Source organism: Pseudomonas sp. LjRoot277 (genome assembly GCF_964253845.1).
Taxonomy (GTDB): Bacteria; Pseudomonadota; Gammaproteobacteria; order Pseudomonadales; family Pseudomonadaceae; genus Aquipseudomonas.
Window position 1 is genome coordinate 4,376,008 of the sequence record NZ_CAXURI020000001.1, and the last position, 19,360, is coordinate 4,395,367.

Sequence of the window (19,360 nt, forward strand, 5' to 3'; positions counted from 1 at the left end):
GGACGACCTTAGTCTCTGTCCCTTGGGACAGAGTCAATATCAGCGGATCAAAAGATCGCAGCCTGCGGTGCCACCGTGACATCCGCCTGACCGCTGGCCTTCAGCGCCGCGTGCACGAAGCCTTCGGCTTTTTTGCGCTCCACAAAGGCCCTCACATACGCAGCACCTGCCTCTCGATTTCGAGGCACAGCCATCGCCTGGCGAATGGCCGTGAACGCCCCTTCAAGCACGCGATAGCGTGGGTCCGCATCGGCTACTTTCTGCAACGGTTGGCGCACGCCCGCCGCGGCATCCAGGTCCTCGTCGAAGAACAAGTCGACCGCAGCGGCGGAGGTTTCCGCCCGCGCCAGTTGCGCGTGTTTCAAGGTGCGCGCGAGGAACAGGTCATAGGCCGCGCCCTTGCCGACCGCCAGCCGCAATCCTGGCTGATCGAGATCTTCGACGGCCACAAAGGGCGAATCGGCCGCTACCAGGTAAGTGCCTTCAATGATCACGTAGGGCGCACTGAACGCGATCTGTTGCTCGCGCACGGGCTCGATGGCAAGGAACGCAAGGTTCCAGGCCCCCTCCTCCAGCGCAGCAAACACTTTACCGGCGGCATCGAACGTCACCATCTCCAGACGCACGCCAAGCTCTTGCGCCAGTGCCTTGGCCAATGCGACGGAGACGCCTTGTGGCGATCCATCCTGGCCCTGCTGAGCCAGTACCGGATTACCGAAATTGATCGCGGCGCGAAGGACGCCTTGCGGGGCGAGATCTTCAAGAACTGCGGGGGTGATAGCACTCATCATTCTAAGAATCCTTGTCTCGAGAACGCTGAGTGAAGCACGCCGGGCAACGCGTTATCCAGTGAGGGCTCTGATCTTTGTCAACGATGACCGGAGCGCTGCTGCGCGGCGCTGGACTCTCGCTGCCACGCCCGCTGCAACAGCTTGATGACCTCTGCATCCGAGGTCTGGGTAAAGTCCATGTACCAACGACTGATCGACATCAGCCAGTCGGGAATGATCGGGCATATCAGCTCATCCACTTCGCTGCGCAGCGCCTCCGCCGTCTCAATCGGCGCCACCGGCACGGCGACGACGATAAGAGACGGCGCTTGCGCACGCACCGCGTGGATCGCCGCCATCATCGAGGCGCCTGTCGCCAGGCCGTCGTCGATCAGGATCACCACCTGATCCTTGAGTTGCACAGGCGCGCGCGTTCCCCGGTAAACCTTCTCGCGGCGTAACAGCTCCCGGGTTTCCCGTGCGACCACGTCATCAAACGTGGCCGGGTCAATCGGGTGAACCCGCAGCGCGTGTTCATTGAGGATTTGGATGCCGCCGCTGGCGATGGCGCCCATGGCGAACTCTTCATGAGAAGGAACGCCCAGCTTGCGGACCAGCATCAGGTCCAGACGAACGTCCAGTGCAGCGGCCACTTCATAGGCCACCGGCACACCGCCACGGGGCAAGGCGAGGATGATGACATCGGGGCGATGCGCGTATTTGAGCAACGGTTCCACCAGACGGCGCCCGGCAGCGGCCCGGTCCTGCAGGATGGTGGGCGATGAGGGACTCATTTGAAAACCTCCTCAGGCGATCACGCCTGTCGGTTCGCATCACACGGTCACTCTGAATTGTCAGTCTGAAGGTGGCTGACAGCAAGTCCGCCCGCCTACACCAACCGCTCGATCTTCTGATGCTGCCAGACCATTTTGTAATACGCCGTCTGCAACACCAGCATCCCCAGATACGCCACCGGAAACGCCATCCACACACCCTGCAACCCGAAGTGCCCGTCCAGCACATACGCCACCGGCAACTGCACACCGACCACGCAAAAAATCGAAATCGCCATCGGCACCAGCACCGAGCCGCTGGCGCGCATGATGCCGCCGACAATCGCCTGGAAGCCGAACACCAACAGACTCCACAACATGATGTGCAACAGATGCTCCGCCTTCGCCCGGGTGGAATCATCCGTGAGGAACAACCCCAGCAACCAGTGCGACAACAGATAACCCAACACCACCAGGCCACCGGTCAGGCACACATTGATCAACAGCCCCGTGCGCAGAATCGGCCCCATGCGCTCAAGCCGCCCTGCCCCAATCGCCTGAGCACCGAGGATCGACGCCGTGATCGCAATCGACAGCGCCGGAAACTGCACGTAATTGACGATCTGCGTCACCGCCCCATACGCCGCTGTCGCCTGCGAACCGTGCTGATTCACCAGCGCCAGAATCACCAGCTCCGACACCGACAACACCACCATCTGCAACCCGGTCGGCAACCCGATGCGCAACACCTTGCCGAGAATCACCAGATCCAGCCGCATCGCCGCAAACATCTCCCGATCCGGCGCCAACGGATGCCCCTTGCGAATCAACCGCCACGCCAGCCACCCCATCGCCGACAAATTACCCGCCAACCCCGCATACGCCGCACTCTGAATCCCCATCATCGGCAACCCGAACCACCCCCGAATCAACGCCGGCGTCAGCGCCAACCCGATACACGTCGACACCACCAACGCAATCAGCGGCGACACCGTATCGCTCACCCCGCGCAGCAGTTGAGTGAACAGCACGTAGACCAGGAGCGACGGCATGATCCACATCATCACGTGGGCGTAAGACACGGCGTCGTCGATAACGTCGGCCGGTGTGCCCAAGCCTTCCAGGGCTGGCCTTGCGAACACGCTGCCGAGTACTGCCGCTGTCAGGCCGATCATTGCGCCTAACAGCAAGGTTGTGCCGGCGATGGTTTTTACCAGATGCGGCTCACGCGCGCCCCAGGCTTGGCCGATGAGCACGCCCGCACCCGCGCCGAGGCCGATGACCAGGGCGATGAAGAAGAAGACGATGGGGAACATGCCGGAGACGGCAGCCAGCGCTTGGGTGCCGAGCATTTGGCCGATGTAGATGCTGTTGATGGTGCCCGACATGGATTGGAGGAAATTGGAGAGGACCATGGGGGCGAGGAAAAGGAGGTAGGTTTTCCAGAGGGGGTGTTGGGTGGCGGGGGTTTGCATTGAGGGTCCGTCTCGGGTGTGGGCTCGTGTTTTGGAAATTCTACGCTAGGGGGCTGGGGACCACCCGTTCGATTTAGCCAATCTGTTGCATCGACCGGTTGAGTCCACAGCCAAAAGCGGTCAGTTTTGGGGTGCGTGAGGATGAAAATTTTGCAGTCACACGTTGCAGTCGCGATATCATTTTGATAGCGTTCGCCTCGGCTTATGGGCAGATTTATGGATCGCGGATCGCGATCAGTGGGAAAAACGTCCGAAAGGATTGCCTTATGAGACTTGTCGACACTTGACGGTCCCTCCGTTTGCGTAGGAGTGCCCATAAGCCATCTTTTCCCTTCAGCTCAGTGCCTAATATGAAAAAGATCGACGCTCTTCGAGCAGTACGAACGAAGCCTGAACTTGCGCTGCTTTTAGGCATTAAAGCTTCATCGCTTACACATCTACTATATGTATTAAAGCCGTCGACACAATATTCTAGTTTTGAAATCCCAAAAAAAAGCGGTGGTACTCGTACGATTCATTCGCCGTCTGAGCGACTTAAATCCTTACAGTCTTCTCTATCTATTCTTCTGCAAGACTGCATTGAAGAAATCAACAAAGATAAACCTGCGCGCGCAAACAAAACCAAATTTATAACAACAAAAAAAGATAAAGTTTCTGACAGCAAAAAATCTAAGTTTATCGAATACACTTTTATGTCTACACTTTCGCATGGCTTTGTACGTAAGCGCTCGATCATCACAAACGCCATGATGCACTTAAACAGAAAAAATGTCCTTAACGTGGATATAAAAGACTTTTTCGACAGTTTCAACTTCGGTCGCGTTAGAGGTTTCTTCATAACAAACTGCCATTTTCGTCTTGACCCGAATATCGCAACGGTCATCGCGCAAATCGCCTGTTATGACAATAAGCTCCCACAAGGAAGCCCGTGTTCACCGGTCATCACAAACTTAATAACTCACATTTTGGATATCAGGTTAGCGGCATTAGCACAGGCGAACTCCTGTACGTACTCGCGTTACGCTGACGATATCACTTTCTCTACCCGAGAAAAACTTTTCCCTACACAGCTCATGAGTCAAGAAGGCGGGGCATACATTGCCGGCAACGAGCTGAAGGGGGAGATTCAACGAGCAGGTTTTGAGTTGAATGCGAAGAAGACTAGAATTCAGTATCAATGTTCTCGTCAAGATGTCACTGGCTTGGTCGTTAACAAAAAACCGAATGTAAAAAGCGAATATTGGCGTACGGTAAAATCTCAGTGCCACTTACTTTTCAAAAGCGGTCAATTCACTACAAAAAAAGGCGAAGAAATTCTCGAAGGTAATATATTAGAGCTGGAAGGCCGTCTGAATTTCATAGATCAAGTTGATTTTTATAATCGCTTGCGTCAAAAGCCGCACTTGAACCCAGAATACGCCCTCTCTAAACATGGGTTGAACACGCGACAACTTCTTAGCGGCAGGGAACGAACGTTTAGTCGATTCCTGTATTATCGCTCATTCTACGCAAATGACAAACCTACAATTCTATGCGAGGGAAAAACTGATAATATATATATAAAATCAGCTATAAGTAGTCTTGCGACTGACTATCCAAAGCTAGCAAAATCGAAGTCAGCCACATCTCCATATCAACTCCTAATCTCACTGTTTAAATATAACGAGCGGACGCGATTTTTACTGCAGCTGTATGGGGGGACGTCTTACCTTAAAGATTTTATTGAAACATTTGCAATGCACTATAAATTCTATAAGGCACCAAAGCCCAATAATCCTGTGATCATAATATTGGACAATGATGGTGGATTTGATTCTATCAATGCGCTACTGAGTGGCGACAAGACTCGAGCGACATGCTACCCAAGCACACTAGGTAAAAATGAGTATCGTGGCGCTGAATTTATTCACGTCCTCGAAAATTTGTACATTGTACTGACCCCCCGGGGAGTTCCAGACAAACACACAGCGATTGAAGAATTATTCAGTCAGAAGGTACGGGAGGAAGTGGTTTCTGGAAAAACATTCAACCATACAAACAAAATTGATATCACAAAAGAATACGGTAAAGAGATTTTTGCTAAAAAGGTAATTTTAGCTAAAAAAGGCAGCGTGGATTTTTCTGGCTTTAGAGTGCTCCTGAATAGGATTGTGCAATGCATAGAGCATTACGACTCGATCAAGTAGAAGCCTTAGCAGGCCTAGCGATTACCAATGTAAATTTCCCCGATAGACCACTTTCGGCCCAGGCTGTGTAAAAACGCAGACACTGTTTTGAAGCCTGCGTCGCTACGTAAAATCTGCCAATGATTGGTGTATCAGCGGAGCTGAAATTTGCGTAGGAACGCGATTTTCGTTCTGGTTCTGACTGTCAAACCTGCTCTAAACCGTTTTTACACAGCCTCGGCCAATAGCTGCCGGTCAGCAGTGGCAGAATTCGGCCAGATGCAGGCACCGTAATGCCCGGATGCAGCTGAGCCAAGCAGCTCACCAGCGCGGTTGTTCAATTCACTGCGAGGATAGAGGTGACGCCTTTCGTACCTGGGGGTATCGCCTCCTGACCCTGCACATGTAGGCTCTCTATAAGTCAGGGGAACGAAACAATTTCTTTTTCAGCAAACTGATTTATCGAATCAGCCTTAAACTTCTTATGACGCTCTCGATGAGCAGGCTTATCAGTCTTTATCAAACCACTCAGGAGCTTGGCTTTAACAACCGGATCGTTATACCCAACTATCATCTCAACCGCCCCAAATGCATCAACAACCCAGCTTTTTATCTCATCACTGATCCCATAGTTATGAGCAATCTCAAACTCTGACAAATTTAGGTCCAACTTTCCACCTTGCTCCATGATACTTACAGAGAAATTATCCTCTGTAACCACCTCGCCAATTGAGGTCATCAGATGGAAAACGCGATGCTGGCCCACCCCCCTCACAAAGGGATGCTCATGCTCAGTCATGTCTTTATTTTTTTTATATGACTGATTGCAGGTTTTTCCCGACGGGATCAAATTCGACAACGTTACGGCCAGGAACGGAAATTTTGTGCGAGGATAAAAATGATCTAAATCCGTCCGAATCTTAGTCCGCTTCCCTTTTGTCTGTATGGGTTCATCATTGCAATACAAACAGACATAAATTTTCCATTCATCTACAATGTCATGGCCTATATTTGCCGAGAGCGCCGAATAGTTAAATACACTTTCGAATGAATTAACCCAGTCCGGAAATATTTCTTTGTGATTTTCCGTTGCAAGTGTATTTCCTTGCTCGGTTTTCTTTATAATTTTCAGTGCCGCCCGCTTCTTAGCAGCCGTATTGGCGCCTTGCAATTGAGTCAGTAAGCTTGTCATATGTGTCATTTCAGGAGCCGCAATAGGCAGCAGAAATTCAATTGCCTCTGCGCAAATTAAATCTATAACGGCTTTACTCTCAGCGGAGCGTATTTCGTAAGCATGAATATCATCAGGGATAGGCACGCCATTTAGAAGCCTGGCGGGCCAATATCTATCAGCAATCAACGGAAATCTATCATAGACATCATCTATATGACCCAAGAGATCCTCTGGCCGGCAGGTCAAAAGATCGGCGACCTTTGCAGGAGTGAAAAACTGCTGGAACTCATCGCGATGCGCAGCAGGCAGTGTTTGAGTATATGCAATCATTTGCCGCTGCGTAGGAGTTACAATTTTAAGATTGTAACTATCTAGCAAGGGAGCGCTGGGTGAAAACTCAAACTTAATCATTTTTTAACAAATACTCCCGTACAAACTTATTGCCCATCTTCTTGATTAGCTCCTTATCAAGGCTGCTCAAATTTTGTGATTCAGCTTTTTTAACAAGAGATACGATGACTTTTCGAGAGTGCTCGCCAACCGTAGCAGTTAAGTGCATTCCATCAATAAATAAGCTGGTTATATTGGTTCCAAATCCAAGCGATTTTTTCACCTCAACCTTGCCTTTATTATTTTTTGCAAGTGATGTAATGTCTTGAGGAAGAAAGTCACTTACAATAATTGGTGAGTGCGTAGTGATCACTATCTGCGGACTTGATCTACCCCAATCTAAACGATCTAACAATTCAAGGTATGAATTTAGAAAGCTCCTCTGCCATTCCGGATGAAGATAAAGATCCGCTTCATCAATCAGTATGATATGGCTTGCACGCCCTGATTTTTTTGAACAGTTGTAGGTTTCTGAGAAGAGATGTGCATAAGCCATTTCCCCCGTGCTGATGCCTCTCCACCCCCAGTTTATATTCGATAGAATATTTCGCGGAAGCCTCGAAGCCAAATAAACAACTTTACTTGCAGGAGTGAAGTCATCTATCAGAACCACTAGCGCTCCATTTTCCTCGATAGATATGCGGCCCAAACACAAGCACTCTGCAATATCACGAAGAATCTGTAAATATTCGGAATAAGTCGCTTGGATTTTATCCACATCTACATCAATTGAGCTAAAGCGAGGATGCCGTCCATTTTTACTAGTTTCGCTAAATATCTGCCAGTTCTCTTCGTATCTCAAAGCTTCTAAAGCATGCGAAATACTTCGAGAAAAATTTAGATCATCGGTAGAGAGTGCCTTCATAAAGTATACATGCATTACGGCGAGCATTAACGACCGCTTGCCACCAGAGATTGCGGCTAGCTCGACGATAATTGATGTACAAAGCGCCTCAATCAAATAATCATAAATACTATTCCTTCCAGATTGAATTCTAGACTGCATCTTTTCAAGAACAACGCCATTGGCAGTCATCAAGTCGCGACGACAGTTTTCATCATATACATCAGGTCGAACCAACGCCTCCAGCTTTCTGAATGAACTCTGAATTTTAAATTCGAACCCGACATCGTGAATGGCGTTCTGATCCGCTTGATTCCAGCGTAGATAGTCAATCAGATTGTCGAAATATTTCTTTCGTAGGCGATTACTCGCAGTATATTGCTCCAGCGATCTTTCCTGTATCAGTGAATGCTTGAATTTTTTTGCATATCCTAACTTTGACTGGGCAGCAGAAACATTGTTTATTTTAACCAGAGAAACTTTGTGAGATTTGGCGAATACCTCGTAGTTATCGTGCTTGTTAAATGGGAGCGGGCAATATAAAACGTCATAGTTTATCTGGCAAATATGTATTCTTGATTCGCAATCCAAGAATACAAGAACACCGCTAGAGTCCGTAGGGAAGTACACAGTCTCAAGAAAATCCAGGATCGAACTTTTTCCAACTCCATTGGCACCGATTATTGCAGAGCAGTGATATCCTTTGTAATAACCACAAGTGTCTACTCTATATTCTGCGTCAACATTCTGATCCTGAACATTGCACACAATCTCGCCGCCCACGGAAATGTTCAGATTCCGGACAGCCTTATGTTCTTTAATGTATATGTGAATTAATTTCATGCTATGACCTACATCGCGTATACGCTTTCCCCATTAGAGGTCAGCCATATCACCCGGATCTAAATTCGGCTGTCCAGGGTCGCCCTTTTCTCCGAGGATTTTCTTGATCACCTCTCTGGCCTGCGGAGTAAGCGGAATATTTATACTTGTTAGGTCTCCATCAACTGTAATACGCTTCTTGTTGTTTGCGTCAGCGTAGCTTATTGCTTCTAGATTAACACTGCACTTGAAGCCGCCTTGAGGGTCAGTGATCTCAACATTTTGCAAAAGCTGAGCACTAACACGAGTAGGTTGGAATCTTTCGCTAATTGTGTAGTCACCCTCATTTACAAAACCACTGAAGCCATCAATTTTATTTGACCCCAAAGGCAGTGAGTCATTTATAACTTTTTGAATATCTTTAATTGATACAGAAAGGTTTTTCTTCGCGGCGACCACAAGATGCGCAGTTACACCTTCCACAATTTTCAACCGGCGCAGTTCGGGTATAGCTGGATCAGCTAGGAAGTCCAGCACGGCAGCGCGAACCTGCTCCACGCTATCTCGATTGGGTATGTGATCGGCGCATCCGAAGGCATCCTTTAAAAAGGCACTCTTCGACTTTCCGGTAATAAATTTCAGATATGCATCCCCATCGTTTAGGGGGAAGGTTTCTTTAAAAAGTGTTAAATCAAACATTGCCGCATGACGAAGTTCACTAGTATTAATACTCGTGAGATCAACTGGCTGAAGATCTGAATCGAAGTCGAAACCATCTTGCTTGCCTACCAACACCGCTAGAAACCTACCAACGTCATCGGGATCGTTTTGAGTCTTATAATGCACCATTACCAGGTGCCCCAAAGTCAAAGTGCCGCGAGCTGGCAAATTAGCCTCATTGCAGGCATTGTTAACAAATGCCTCAACGAGCTGTTCGAAGCTTAATTCCCCGCCTAAAAACTCCAGCAAGACTTTTGGAGCTATGTGCATATTATGAGGTGAGAAATAACCGTGAAATTTGTTGTTTTTCGCGAACTTTCTTTCGATAACATTAACGAATTCAATGGCGGTATCTTTGGTCAGATCCCAGCTTTTGCCCGTCTTGGCATCGTAATAGGTCAACCCCTTGTTTTGGGTTTTAAAAAGATCCGCCGTAATCGCATTCAATACAATCATCTGATGTTGAGATGATTGAGCAGAACTCTCAGGAATCATATTCTCTTCGGGCATATTCAAGGTAAATTCCTTTTAAAGTCTTTGGACGGCAGACCTCATCGCCGGGAGAAAGCTAATAGTAGAGGTCTTAAAACGGATGCTTATGATCGCGACACCGGATCGAGAATAGCCTATCGCCACCATCAAGCCAATTACCTGCCCCGAGATTCAGCGAGGGATTGGTTCTACGACCAAAGGTGCTCTACCTTCTCGGTACTGTGGTCGAGTGAGCCCGCTCTGCTGGAAGCCACGATCATTCCCATTCTGATCATCGATGGGCAGCAGTGTGGCATTCAGGCATGCGAGTTTTCCACCATTTGGCCGAGGCTGTGTAAAAACAATTTTCAGCGCGACAGGTACTCAAAACCGGGCTGGAAATCGCGCGTCTACGCAAAATCCACATCTGCTGATGTGCCGATAAATTTCAGATTTAACGTAGACGCGCACACTGCAATTTTGGCGAAGCGTTTTTACACACTCTGGGCCGATAGCAGTCACTCACGGAAGGGGCATAACGATCCTAGGACCACCATAAAAATTCCTACACAAACCTCGGAATCCCTCACCTTTCCCGCCGTTCTGATGAGGCCTATAGTCCATCTCGTCGCCCAAAATGGCGATTCGGGTTTGGCGACCCGAGATACGAATGCGAGGGCCGCCTGCTCATTTGCAGGCGTCGTCGCAACTGCAAAACCGCTGTACTATGGCGGTTGCGCGCGGGAGACCTTCGGGTCTGCCGGTTACTCGTTCCCGGTTCGCCAACCTGCGCGCAACTGCCACCCTATTCGTTTGGCGACGATCTGTTGGCGGTCTCATCTAACTGAACGAGATCTCCCCTATGGAAAGATACATGCCCCTCACCGGAATCGACCTGATCCCGGCTTCCCTGCTCATCGACACCCAAGCCCCACTCGACGTCCTGCAAGCCATGGCCGATTACCGCATTCGAACGGTCACGCAGGTGCTGGAAAACATCGCCTACCGCGCCGAACTCGGTTGCGACACGGTGGTGTTGAAAGACTTTTCTCAGCTGTTAGTCATTCCGTTACGCGACGGCTGTGACTTGATGGACGTGATCGGTCGACGCTTACGAGCGCAGGTGCAGGAGTAAGTAAAAACGGGCGCCTCAATGGGCGCCCGTTTTTCTGCAATTGCGATCTGTGCGTAAACGCGGCTGACGGATCCTTTCGTGAGCCCATTGACCGAAGTCATTTCACAAAAAATATGTGAAATAAAATGTGAAGATGATTCTTGTTTTAAGAGCCTACAAAACCTCTGGAGGCCAGTAAATTAGCGCTTCCTCATCAAGTCAGTATGTGAAATAAAATGTGAAGACTTTCATACGGTAGAAACCGCTATGTGCGGTCGGCCAGGGCGTTGGATTAAATGGAAACGGGCGCCATCAAGGCGCCCGTTTTTTGTGTCCATGATCAAAGTGGTTCACCAGCACCCAACAGACGGCTGACCTTCCCTCAGGAAGGCAAAGACCGCATACCCAAGCCGTTCAAGCAGCCCCTTGAAATCACAATCAAGCCCTCCGCGTCGAGCAATACTCCACAATCAGCTGAGTAACCGCCGCCACAATCGCCTGATCCGCTTCAGGCGAGGTGAACAGCCGACATTGCGCATCCGGCAAATCCGGCAACCCTTGTTCTACTCCAACAACCGCCAATCCTTGCCCCAACTGACTGAGTGGCATGGGCGCTACCGCGAAGCCTGACAGGGCCGCCGCCCGCAACCCGGCAGTGCTGCTGCACAACATTGCCGTGCGTTGGGCGATCCCCGCCTGCGCCAGCCTCGTCAGTGCGGCCTCGCGATAAGGGCACGGTTCGGGGAACAGGGCCAGCGGCAACGGCGTGGGCAACCGGGCGACGGGTTGCGCCGACCAGGCCCACACCAGCGGTTCTTGCCATAGCAACAGCCCCGCTTCGCTGGTTTCGCACAGCGAACCGATGACCACTTCCAGATGCCCTTGCTTCATCAGCGCCAGTAACGTGCCCGGAATGTTCACCTGCACCTCGATCTTCATCCCGGGGTACTGCGCTGCGAAATCCTGAATAGTGCGCAGTAATCGAGACTCGACAAAATCTTCGGACACGCCGATCCGCAGTCGCCCGTGAAACGGCGTGCGTGTCAGGTCTGTCCAGGCATCACGGTTCAGCGCGAGGATCGTGCGCGCATAAGAGACCAGGCGCTCGCCATCGGCCGTCAGTTGCTGGGAACGGGTGGTGCGCGTCAACAGGGGTTTACCAATCTGTTCTTCCAATCGCCGCACATGGCCACTGACCGCAGACTGAGTGAGGTGCAGCTTCTGGGCTGCACGACTGAAGCCGTCTTCATCGACGACGGTGACAAATGTCTTGAGCAGCAGAGCATCGAACATAGTTTTATACGTGATCAATTGAACAGGAATTTACGATTTATATTTCAAATACAACTATGTTGCAATGCTCTCACCTGCCCTGCTTCCCCATCATCCAAGGTGTGCCATGACGACTCTTCTCCATATTCAGTGTTCGCCACGCAAGCAGCGTTCGGCTTCCCTTGAAGTCGCCCGCAGCTTCATTGCGCGTTATCAAGCAAACACTCCGGACACCGAAATCATCACCCTCGACCTCTGGAACATGGCGCTGCCGGAATTCGATGATCTGGCCATGGAGGCCAAATACGCCGGGCTCAATGGCGCGCCGTTGACCGCCGCACAACAAGACGCCTGGAACACGTTAAAAGAGTTGGCCAGTCACCTGCATCGCGCGGATGTACTCGTGATGTCCGTACCGCTGTGGAATTTCAGCATCCCGTACAAACTCAAGCATTTCATCGACCTGGTATCGCAGAAAGACATTCTGTTCAGCGTTGACCCGGAACGCGGTCTGGAAGGCATGCTGCACAACAAACTCGCCGTGGTGATGTACGCCCGCGGCCTGGATTTTTCGGCGCAGTCGAGCACACCGGCGGAGCACTTCGACTTCCAGAAGCCCTATGTGGAAGCCTGGCTGAAATTTATCGGCGTCACGGATGTGCATTCGGTGATTGTGGAGAAAACCATCCTGGGGGAAGACGTTGACCGGCGCGCGCGTGAGGACGCGACTCAGCAGGCCAGGAACCTGGCAGACAGGTTCAAGTGAAGTAAATGAACTTACTCTTGCCGGACAATATCGACCGAGATCTCCACCGCCGCAATCGTGCCTCTGTTCTCAAGCCAGTGTGTGGTGTTCCTGTCCTCGGGCCAGCCCACTCCCGGCCCGTAATCCGTGGCGACTCCATTTCGATGGTCGGTGATCGTTCCTTGCAGAATGTAGACGGTGCCGGGTCTGTCTATATGGTTGTGAATCGGCCCGAAGACGCCTCCAGGCTCGATGGTCACCTTGCGCATTCTAAGTTGGCGCCCCGCCATACCCTCGATCTCAGGCCCCAGGTCAATCGTTGCAAGTAACGTCACCGTAACGCCTTTCGTCTCGGGTGCAGCCTGTTCGTTGCTCATCGCGCGCTCCCCTCTGTACGTACAGGGCCTAACTAGAAGTAGAGACGCTAAAAGGTGTGATCAGTCGGGAGGCGACAAAGGGTCGTTTTCAGTCGGTCGCGACAGGCTGAAATTCGGCAGCCCGAGCCGCGCTCGAGGCGTCATCGCAGACTATTCTTGATCTGGGTAACCGACCGGTCGCACCGAAGGAGGTCACTCGTTTATGCACTGTGTCCTTTTCGAAATCCGCCGCGGTTCGATCTGATGCATGAAGGCAAATCGATCCGCGCCGTCATCGAGTTCCGATGAACTACCGGTCTGGGGCACGGCCCCAGGCACTTTTGTCTAACCCCCTGAAACGGAGACGCCAGCATGAGCACCTTGCAACTTCACCCTGCACTGGACAATGGTATCCAACCCGCCGCCGCGAATTTCACAGGTGGCACCCTGCAATGCCAGTGTGCGACCGACAAGGTCGAGGTCAAGATCGACGCACAAACTCTGCATAACCACGCGTGCGGCTGCAGCAAATGCTGGAAACCGCAAGGCGCGACATTCGCCGTCATCGCGGTGGTGCCTCGAGATAAGGTCAGCGTCATTGCCCACAGCGAAAAACTGGCGATTGTCGACGAAACCGCCACCATCCAGCGGCACGCCTGCAAGCAGTGTCACGCCCATCTCTTTGGGCGTATCGAGAACAAGGACCATGCGTTTTATGGCCTGGACTTCGTCCACACCGAGCTTTCGCCACAGAGCGGATGGGCTGCGCCGGGATTCGCGGCGTTCGTGTCCTCCATCATCGAAACCGGCACACCGCCAGCGCAAATGAAGGCCATCCGTGAGCGCCTGCGCTCGATCGGCCTGGAACCCTATGACTGCCTGTCCCCGGACTTGATGGACGCACTGGCGACTCATGTCGCCAAACAGAAAGGCCTGCTCCCCGCCGCGTGATTGATCGGTCGCCGCGGTTTTTTTCCGGACCGCGGCTCCGATTCACCTTTGATGTTGTGCGCCCGACATAATTAACTTAGCGCCATGCTATCAAGCAACGTCAAACAAGCAACGTCAAAAACCCAATCATTTAGCGAACTCCTCGCGACTGGAATTTTTTCATGGCGTGAAGTGTAAAGTGCAAAAGGTGTCCTAGACTACAGGCTTAAATGGTCTGATTTCATGATTTTTTCACCGCTGAAACTACTGGATTTTTATATGAATTCAGACAGCCTTCAGACGCAGCACTGCCTTTATAGAATGCCCTCTATCGACCCAAGAGCGGGATGCGAATATGAACAGTAGTTCCGTAGCGGGCTCTCGATTCAGCGTACTTGATGGATGGCGCGGCATAAGCATCTTGCTTGTCTTGGCATGCCACCTGCTACCACTTAGCCCAAAGGCTTGGCAATTTAATGCCGCCGCAGGCGTTATGGGAATGGCTATATTCTTTACGTTATCGGGTTTCCTGATAACAAATTTTCTGCTCAACAGCAGCAGCGTCGTTGATTTTTTAATCCGCAGAATCTTTCGGGTTGTACCGCTCGCCTGGTTGTACATGCTCATTGCTTTACCTGTCATGAACAGCACTTCGGATTTCTACATCGCAAACTTTCTGTTCGTTGCCAACTGGCCGCCTATGTGGCTTGGCAGTGTAAACGGCCACCTATGGAGTTTGTGCATGGAGGTCCAGTTTTATTTCGCCATCGCTTTGCTGGTAGTTCTGATGAGAAACAAGTGGGTAGTGCTAATCCCTTGTCTCTGCATCGCCGTCACGATGTACCGAGTCATGAATGATGTCCATGTTGCAATCAATACTTATTACCGCATTGATGAAATACTTTCCGGATGCATACTTGCACTGATCTACAACAACAGACTGGGTAACATCCTTGACAAACTTCCGACACAAACGGGGATTACGCAAATATCTTTATTCCTCCTGTTTGTCTTGTCCTGCCATCCCGATGCGGGCTTCATGAACTACTTCCGCCCCTATCTTGCCGCAGCAATGGTGGGGAGCACGTTACTCAATAGCCGGACACGAGTTGCCCAGCTTCTGAATAATCGCGCTCTATTTTATATCGCCACCATCTCGTACGCTCTCTACGTTGTTCATCCGCTGCTAATACATACTTGGCTGGGTAGCGGAGACACCGCCATAAAATATTTGAAGCGCCCTTTGTTGTTCGCCGCCATTTTTCTCACCGCGCATATCTCGACCTTCTATTATGAAAAATGGTGGATTGCTTTTGGTAAGAGATTTGCCAAGAAAGTAGCTAGCCAATCTGTTGCATCGGGTGTTTCGTAGTTTGTGGTCTGCCGGAGAAGATGTCCGGACTAGACTCGCTCATCCTTGCAGCCCTGCCATACTGTTCAACATGACCAGAGCAACCTTCCGCTTCTACGAGGAGCTCAACGATTTCCTGCCGGCCGAACGGCGGCGGCAGTCCTTCACTTGCGAGTGCGCGCGAGCGGCGACGGTCAAGCACATGATCGAGGCGCTCGGGATACCGCACACGGAGGTCGAGCTGGTGCTGCTCAACGGCGAGTCGGTGGGCTTGGAGCGGGTGATTTTCGACGGTGACCGGCTGGCGGTGTATCCCAAGTTCGAAGCGCTGGACATCAGCCCGCTGCTCAAGGTTCGTGCGCAACCTTTACGGGTGCTGCGCTTCGTCGCTGATGCGCACCTTGGCGGGCTGGCCAACCTGCTGCGCATGAGCGGCTTCGACACCCTCTACGACAATGGCTTCGAGGATGGCGAAATCGCCGAGATCGCTGCGCAGCAAGGACGCATCGTGCTAACCCGTGACCGCGAACTGCTCAAGCGACGGATCATCAGCCACGGCTGTTACGTGCATGCCCTGAAACCGTCGCTGCAGCTGCGCGAATTGTACGAGCGCCTCGACCTGGCGCGTAGCGCGCGGCCATTCAGCCTGTGCCTTCATTGCAACCTGCCGCTGCACGAGATCAGCGCGGAACTGGCCCGGTCGCAGGTGCCGCCACGCGTTGGCGCCCTCTATTCGCACTTCCTGCGCTGCGACGCCTGCCAACGGGTTTACTGGGAGGGTTCGCACTGGCGCGGCATGTGTGCACTGCTGGCACCTCTGCTGTACCGATAGCCGAGCGCATCGGGCCGCCTCTACGACTTGAAGCGCCCCACCAGCCCGTTCAGTTCATTCGAGAGGTGCTAACGCCGGCCTGAGTCTGTGCTGCTCTTCTGCTGCTGCCGATATCTGCAGGTTCTGATCCCTGATTTCATTGACGGACAACTGGATGCCTTCAAAGCTGTCACGTGCGCTCTCGATCGAAGACACACTGGCTCGCGACAGGTCCAGGCAACTTTCCATCTTCTGCGAAACTTCCTGGGTCTTGCTGCCGAGCGTGTTGAGCAACTGGTCGATTTACCCGGTGGAGTCGGACGAAGATAAGCAGGGTTGAAATTACTTGGGAAACAATAGCGTAAACGCCACCCGAAAACCCCAGCCCTCAGCGCCATCTTTCGGGCTGTCAACCCAGTAGCGCGGCCCTGCTTGCAGGCTCATGGGTTGGTGGCCCACTTTAAACAACTGGGTGACGAACAGGTTAATCGGCACTGACCATTCGCGGGTTTGCCAGTCGTAGGTGGATTCGGTGTTGATGCCGTAGGTTGTATAGGTATGGGTGGTGTAGCTGAAGAAAGGTTGCAGAAAGGTTTGGTTGATTTTGTTTTTGTCATCGGGCGGGCTGTTGCCCAGCGACCAGATGTGGTTGGCCAGAATACCGCGGGTCCAGCCATTACTTTGTTTGAGGGCAACCACGGTGGGCCCCGCCCCCCATTGTTCACCGCTCAACAGCTCGTCGCTGCCAATCGGCACCAGAATCGCCGGCCCAGCCCCCCAAATCCAGCCGCTTGCGGTCGGGTGTTTGGGTGAAAAGAAGAAACTCTGGGTCACGTCACCGATACCGGATTTGTCTGCCTGCCCGCCAGGTACCAGGCCATGCTGATCGATGATCGGCAAGATGGTTAGCCCGACTTCGGGTCAAATAATTGCCAAAGCAATCACAGACAGGAATTGAAGGCGTTTACTCATCAGTAGCTCCTTCCCGATATTGAGAATATGGACTACCACTTATGTGTGACCGAATCGGTCCCCGTCAGCTTAGTTCAGGTTTTCTCGACTATGGTTAGTTCGACCTGAGAGGGTGCGTGGTGCGCCGTGAATGACCCATGCCCTATGACCTCCAGCTACCCTTAGTCGAAAGTGGATATTTGCCGAGGTTAATCAGATGCAAGTCAAAACAGCTGCCCTGCCTGCCTTTACGCTGTTTACCTTGTGCTGCCAGCAGGCGTATGCGGGCGGCATCATGCTCTACGAAATCGGCACCGATAACGCCGGCCTCGCCAACGCCGGCGCCGCCGCCCGCGCTCAAGGCCCGTCGACCATCGCCAGTAACCCGGCGGGCATGAGTTACCTGCCGGGCACACAAATCACCGGCGGCTTGCAGGTGCTCTACGGCGACCTGAGCTTCGATCGCGACGCCGGCACCAATGTCCCGGGCAGCGGCAGTGGCAATGCGCTGGACCCGATTCCCGGTGGCAGTTTCTTCATCAGCCATGAACTGGATGACCACTGGAGTGTGGGTTTCGGCCAGTACGGCGACTTCGGGCTGGCGGTCAATTACGACAATGACTGGTCCGGGCGCTACTTCGCGCAGAACGCCAGCCTCCTCGGTTTGTCCCTGGTGCCCAGCGTGGCTTACCGCTTCAACGAGCAGTGGTCGGTGGGCGTTGGCGTAAGAGCCATGTACGGCATGTTGCAAGCGCAAACCGCCATCGACCGCTCGCCTTTCGGCTTCACCGACCGTGGCGATGGCCAGTTCAAGTACAAGGACAAGGATTGGGGTTTTGGTGCCAACGTGGGCGTGATTTACGCCCCGCAACCGGGCACGCGCATCGGTCTGACTTACACCAGCAAGGTCGACCTGGAGTTCGAAGACGGGCTGGACGTCAAGGGCGATGGCCGGTTGCTGGAGCGAGTCAATGGCACTAACACCCAACTGGATATGACGGTGCCGCAAACCGTCACCTTGAGCCTGTTCCAGCAACTCGACCGGCAATGGGCGTTACTGGCGTCGGTCAACTGGCAGGATTGGTCGGAGTTCGGTGACATCGCCGTGCAGGTCGACACCACGGCGTTCGGATCGCAATCGAGAACTGTCGACGCCGACTTCAAGGATACCTGGCACCTCTCCCTTGGCGCGCAATACCAGGCCACCGAGCAACTGTTGTGGAATGTCGGCGTGGCGTATGACAGCAGCGCCGTCTCGGACAGCAACCGCACCTTCACCGTGCCTATGGGCGAATCCTGGCGCATTGCGACAGGAGCCACCTATGCTCTGAACAAGGACACTGATGTCAACGTCAGCTGGGCCATGGTCTGGCTTGGCGACATGCCGGTGGACCAGACCAAATCCGTATCGGGCACTCGAACTTCCGGTCAGTTTGACAGTGCCTGGATTCAAGCCTTGACCGGAAACATGACCTGGCGATTCTGATCTCCAGCCAACGAAATAAGACGACTTTAACCCAGGAGCACCTACCGCTATGAACTTGCCCCGAAAATTGCTCGTCGGCGCCACACTGGCCGGTCTGTTGCTTGGTGGTTGTACCTCAAAAGTCACCGAACAAAACCAATACTCCGGCTTCCTGCCTAACTACAACAACCTGGAAGAAGTGACGACCACCAGTGGCGAGAAAGCCATGCGCTGGGTGAGCCCGTCATGGAATCCGAATGCGTACGACACGGTAGTGTTCAACAAGCTGGAACTCTATCCGGCGCCCAAACCCAACGAGCGGGTCAACCAGCAGACGCTGGACGAATTGCAGAACTACATGACCAGCAAGGCCAAAGGCGTGCTGGGCCAGAAATACCGGGTAGTGTCCAAAACATCCGCTGCACCGGGCGGCTCAAAACCCCTGATCCTGCGCGCAGCGATCACCGGGGTGAGCGCCTCCAACGAAGGCATGAAGTGGTATGAAGTGGTGCCGATCGCGGCCGTGGTCGGGGCGACGCAGGCAGCTACCGGTCACCGGGATCAGGACACTAACCTGTTCATCGAAGCCGAGTTTATCGACGCGAAAACCAATCAGACCGTGGCCAAAGTCGTACGCAAGGTATTTGGCAGCCAGCTGTCGAACGAGAGCGAGAAAATCACCACCAAGGACTTCAAGGCCGCGATCGACAAATTGAACGCCGATCTCTGGGCCTTCATCCGCAGTTGACTCCTGTTTCAAC

At 52.5% G+C, this 19,360-nt stretch carries 16 protein-coding genes and 2 pseudogenes; 8 read left to right on the forward strand and 10 right to left on the reverse strand.

Going from position 1 to position 19,360, the window contains the following annotated elements; all coding sequences use genetic code 11:
* Positions 1-47: 47 nt before the first annotated feature.
* From ACSQ87_RS20590 to ACSQ87_RS20600, 3 genes are all read right to left on the reverse strand, one after another.
* Positions 48-788 carry a transporter substrate-binding domain-containing protein gene (locus ACSQ87_RS20590; RefSeq protein WP_436274258.1) on the reverse strand — a complete coding sequence of 247 codons (741 nt, stop codon included), beginning with the start codon at positions 786-788 and terminating at the stop codon, positions 48-50.
* An 80-nt stretch (positions 789-868) separates the two neighbouring features.
* Complete coding sequence (locus ACSQ87_RS20595) at positions 869-1,564, reverse strand: phosphoribosyltransferase (protein ID WP_436274259.1); 696 nt, start codon at positions 1,562-1,564, stop codon at positions 869-871.
* Positions 1,565-1,659: 95 nt separating this feature from the next.
* Complete coding sequence (locus ACSQ87_RS20600; protein ID WP_046046668.1) at positions 1,660-3,018, reverse strand: MATE family efflux transporter; 1,359 nt, start codon at positions 3,016-3,018, stop codon at positions 1,660-1,662.
* Between the two features lie 350 nt (positions 3,019-3,368).
* Between ACSQ87_RS20600 and ACSQ87_RS20605 the strand changes: the two genes are divergently transcribed.
* The gene (locus ACSQ87_RS20605) at positions 3,369-5,204 is read left to right on the forward strand and encodes a retron Ec67 family RNA-directed DNA polymerase/endonuclease (protein WP_436274260.1); all 1,836 of its coding nucleotides are present in this window, start codon (positions 3,369-3,371) and stop codon (positions 5,202-5,204) included.
* Between the two features lie 400 nt (positions 5,205-5,604).
* On the opposite strand, the gene ACSQ87_RS20610 is transcribed toward ACSQ87_RS20605, so the two are convergent.
* The 3 genes from ACSQ87_RS20610 to ACSQ87_RS20620 are packed head-to-tail and all read right to left on the reverse strand — an operon-like array spanning position 5,605 to position 9,643.
* Positions 5,605-6,768 (reverse strand): hypothetical protein, encoded by a 1,164-nt coding sequence (locus ACSQ87_RS20610; protein ID WP_436274261.1) that lies wholly within the window; start codon positions 6,766-6,768, stop codon positions 5,605-5,607.
* The gene (locus ACSQ87_RS20615; protein ID WP_436274262.1) at positions 6,761-8,434 is read right to left on the reverse strand and encodes an AAA family ATPase; all 1,674 of its coding nucleotides are present in this window, start codon (positions 8,432-8,434) and stop codon (positions 6,761-6,763) included. The genes ACSQ87_RS20610 and ACSQ87_RS20615 overlap by 8 nt, the downstream gene beginning before the upstream one ends.
* Before the next feature lie 33 nt (positions 8,435-8,467).
* Positions 8,468-9,643, reverse strand: a complete 1,176-nt coding sequence (locus ACSQ87_RS20620; RefSeq protein ID WP_436275110.1) for a nucleoid-associated protein — start codon at positions 9,641-9,643, stop codon at positions 8,468-8,470.
* A gap of 823 nt (positions 9,644-10,466) precedes the next feature.
* On the opposite strand from ACSQ87_RS20620, the gene ACSQ87_RS20625 reads away from it, so the two are divergent.
* The gene (locus ACSQ87_RS20625) at positions 10,467-10,739 is read left to right on the forward strand and encodes a hypothetical protein (RefSeq protein ID WP_436274263.1); all 273 of its coding nucleotides are present in this window, start codon (positions 10,467-10,469) and stop codon (positions 10,737-10,739) included.
* 417 nt (positions 10,740-11,156) lie between these two features.
* On the opposite strand, the gene ACSQ87_RS20630 is transcribed toward ACSQ87_RS20625, so the two are convergent.
* Positions 11,157-12,011 (reverse strand): LysR substrate-binding domain-containing protein, encoded by an 855-nt coding sequence (locus tag ACSQ87_RS20630; RefSeq protein WP_436274264.1) that lies wholly within the window; start codon positions 12,009-12,011, stop codon positions 11,157-11,159.
* A 106-nt stretch (positions 12,012-12,117) separates the two neighbouring features.
* Between ACSQ87_RS20630 and ACSQ87_RS20635 the strand changes: the two genes are divergently transcribed.
* Positions 12,118-12,756: an FMN-dependent NADH-azoreductase gene (locus ACSQ87_RS20635; RefSeq protein WP_436274265.1), complete on the forward strand. Its 639-nt coding sequence runs from the start codon at positions 12,118-12,120 to the stop codon at positions 12,754-12,756.
* 11 nt (positions 12,757-12,767) lie between these two features.
* On the opposite strand, the gene ACSQ87_RS20640 is transcribed toward ACSQ87_RS20635, so the two are convergent.
* On the reverse strand, positions 12,768-13,112 hold the full coding sequence (locus ACSQ87_RS20640) for a cupin domain-containing protein (protein ID WP_150656170.1): 345 nt from the start codon (positions 13,110-13,112) through the stop codon (positions 12,768-12,770).
* A gap of 351 nt (positions 13,113-13,463) precedes the next feature.
* Here ACSQ87_RS20640 and gfa point away from each other — a divergent pair, with 351 nt between their 5' ends.
* From gfa to ACSQ87_RS20655, 3 genes are all read left to right on the forward strand, one after another.
* Complete coding sequence (gfa, locus tag ACSQ87_RS20645) at positions 13,464-14,042, forward strand: S-(hydroxymethyl)glutathione synthase (RefSeq protein ID WP_436274266.1); 579 nt, start codon at positions 13,464-13,466, stop codon at positions 14,040-14,042.
* A 334-nt stretch (positions 14,043-14,376) separates the two neighbouring features.
* Entirely contained in the window at positions 14,377-15,393 is a 1,017-nt protein-coding gene (locus tag ACSQ87_RS20650; protein WP_436274267.1) for an acyltransferase family protein, read from the forward strand.
* 70 nt (positions 15,394-15,463) lie between these two features.
* Entirely contained in the window at positions 15,464-16,204 is a 741-nt protein-coding gene (locus ACSQ87_RS20655) for a Mut7-C ubiquitin/RNAse domain-containing protein (protein ID WP_223430440.1), read from the forward strand.
* Positions 16,205-16,224: 20 nt separating this feature from the next.
* Here the strand turns inward: ACSQ87_RS20655 and ACSQ87_RS20660 are convergent.
* Positions 16,225-16,507 (reverse strand): annotated as a pseudogene (locus tag ACSQ87_RS20660) (methyl-accepting chemotaxis protein); the annotation flags it as partial.
* Positions 16,508-16,525: 18 nt separating this feature from the next.
* Positions 16,526-17,098 (reverse strand): annotated as a pseudogene (locus ACSQ87_RS20665) (transporter); the annotation flags it as partial.
* A 253-nt stretch (positions 17,099-17,351) separates the two neighbouring features.
* Here ACSQ87_RS20665 and ACSQ87_RS20670 point away from each other — a divergent pair.
* Both ACSQ87_RS20670 and ACSQ87_RS20675 read left to right on the forward strand, forming a co-directional pair.
* Entirely contained in the window at positions 17,352-18,620 is a 1,269-nt protein-coding gene (locus ACSQ87_RS20670) for an OmpP1/FadL family transporter (protein WP_436274268.1), read from the forward strand.
* Positions 18,621-18,669: 49 nt separating this feature from the next.
* Positions 18,670-19,347 carry a DUF3313 domain-containing protein gene (locus ACSQ87_RS20675; protein ID WP_223430443.1) on the forward strand — a complete coding sequence of 226 codons (678 nt, stop codon included), beginning with the start codon at positions 18,670-18,672 and terminating at the stop codon, positions 19,345-19,347.
* Positions 19,348-19,360 lie beyond the last annotated feature (13 nt).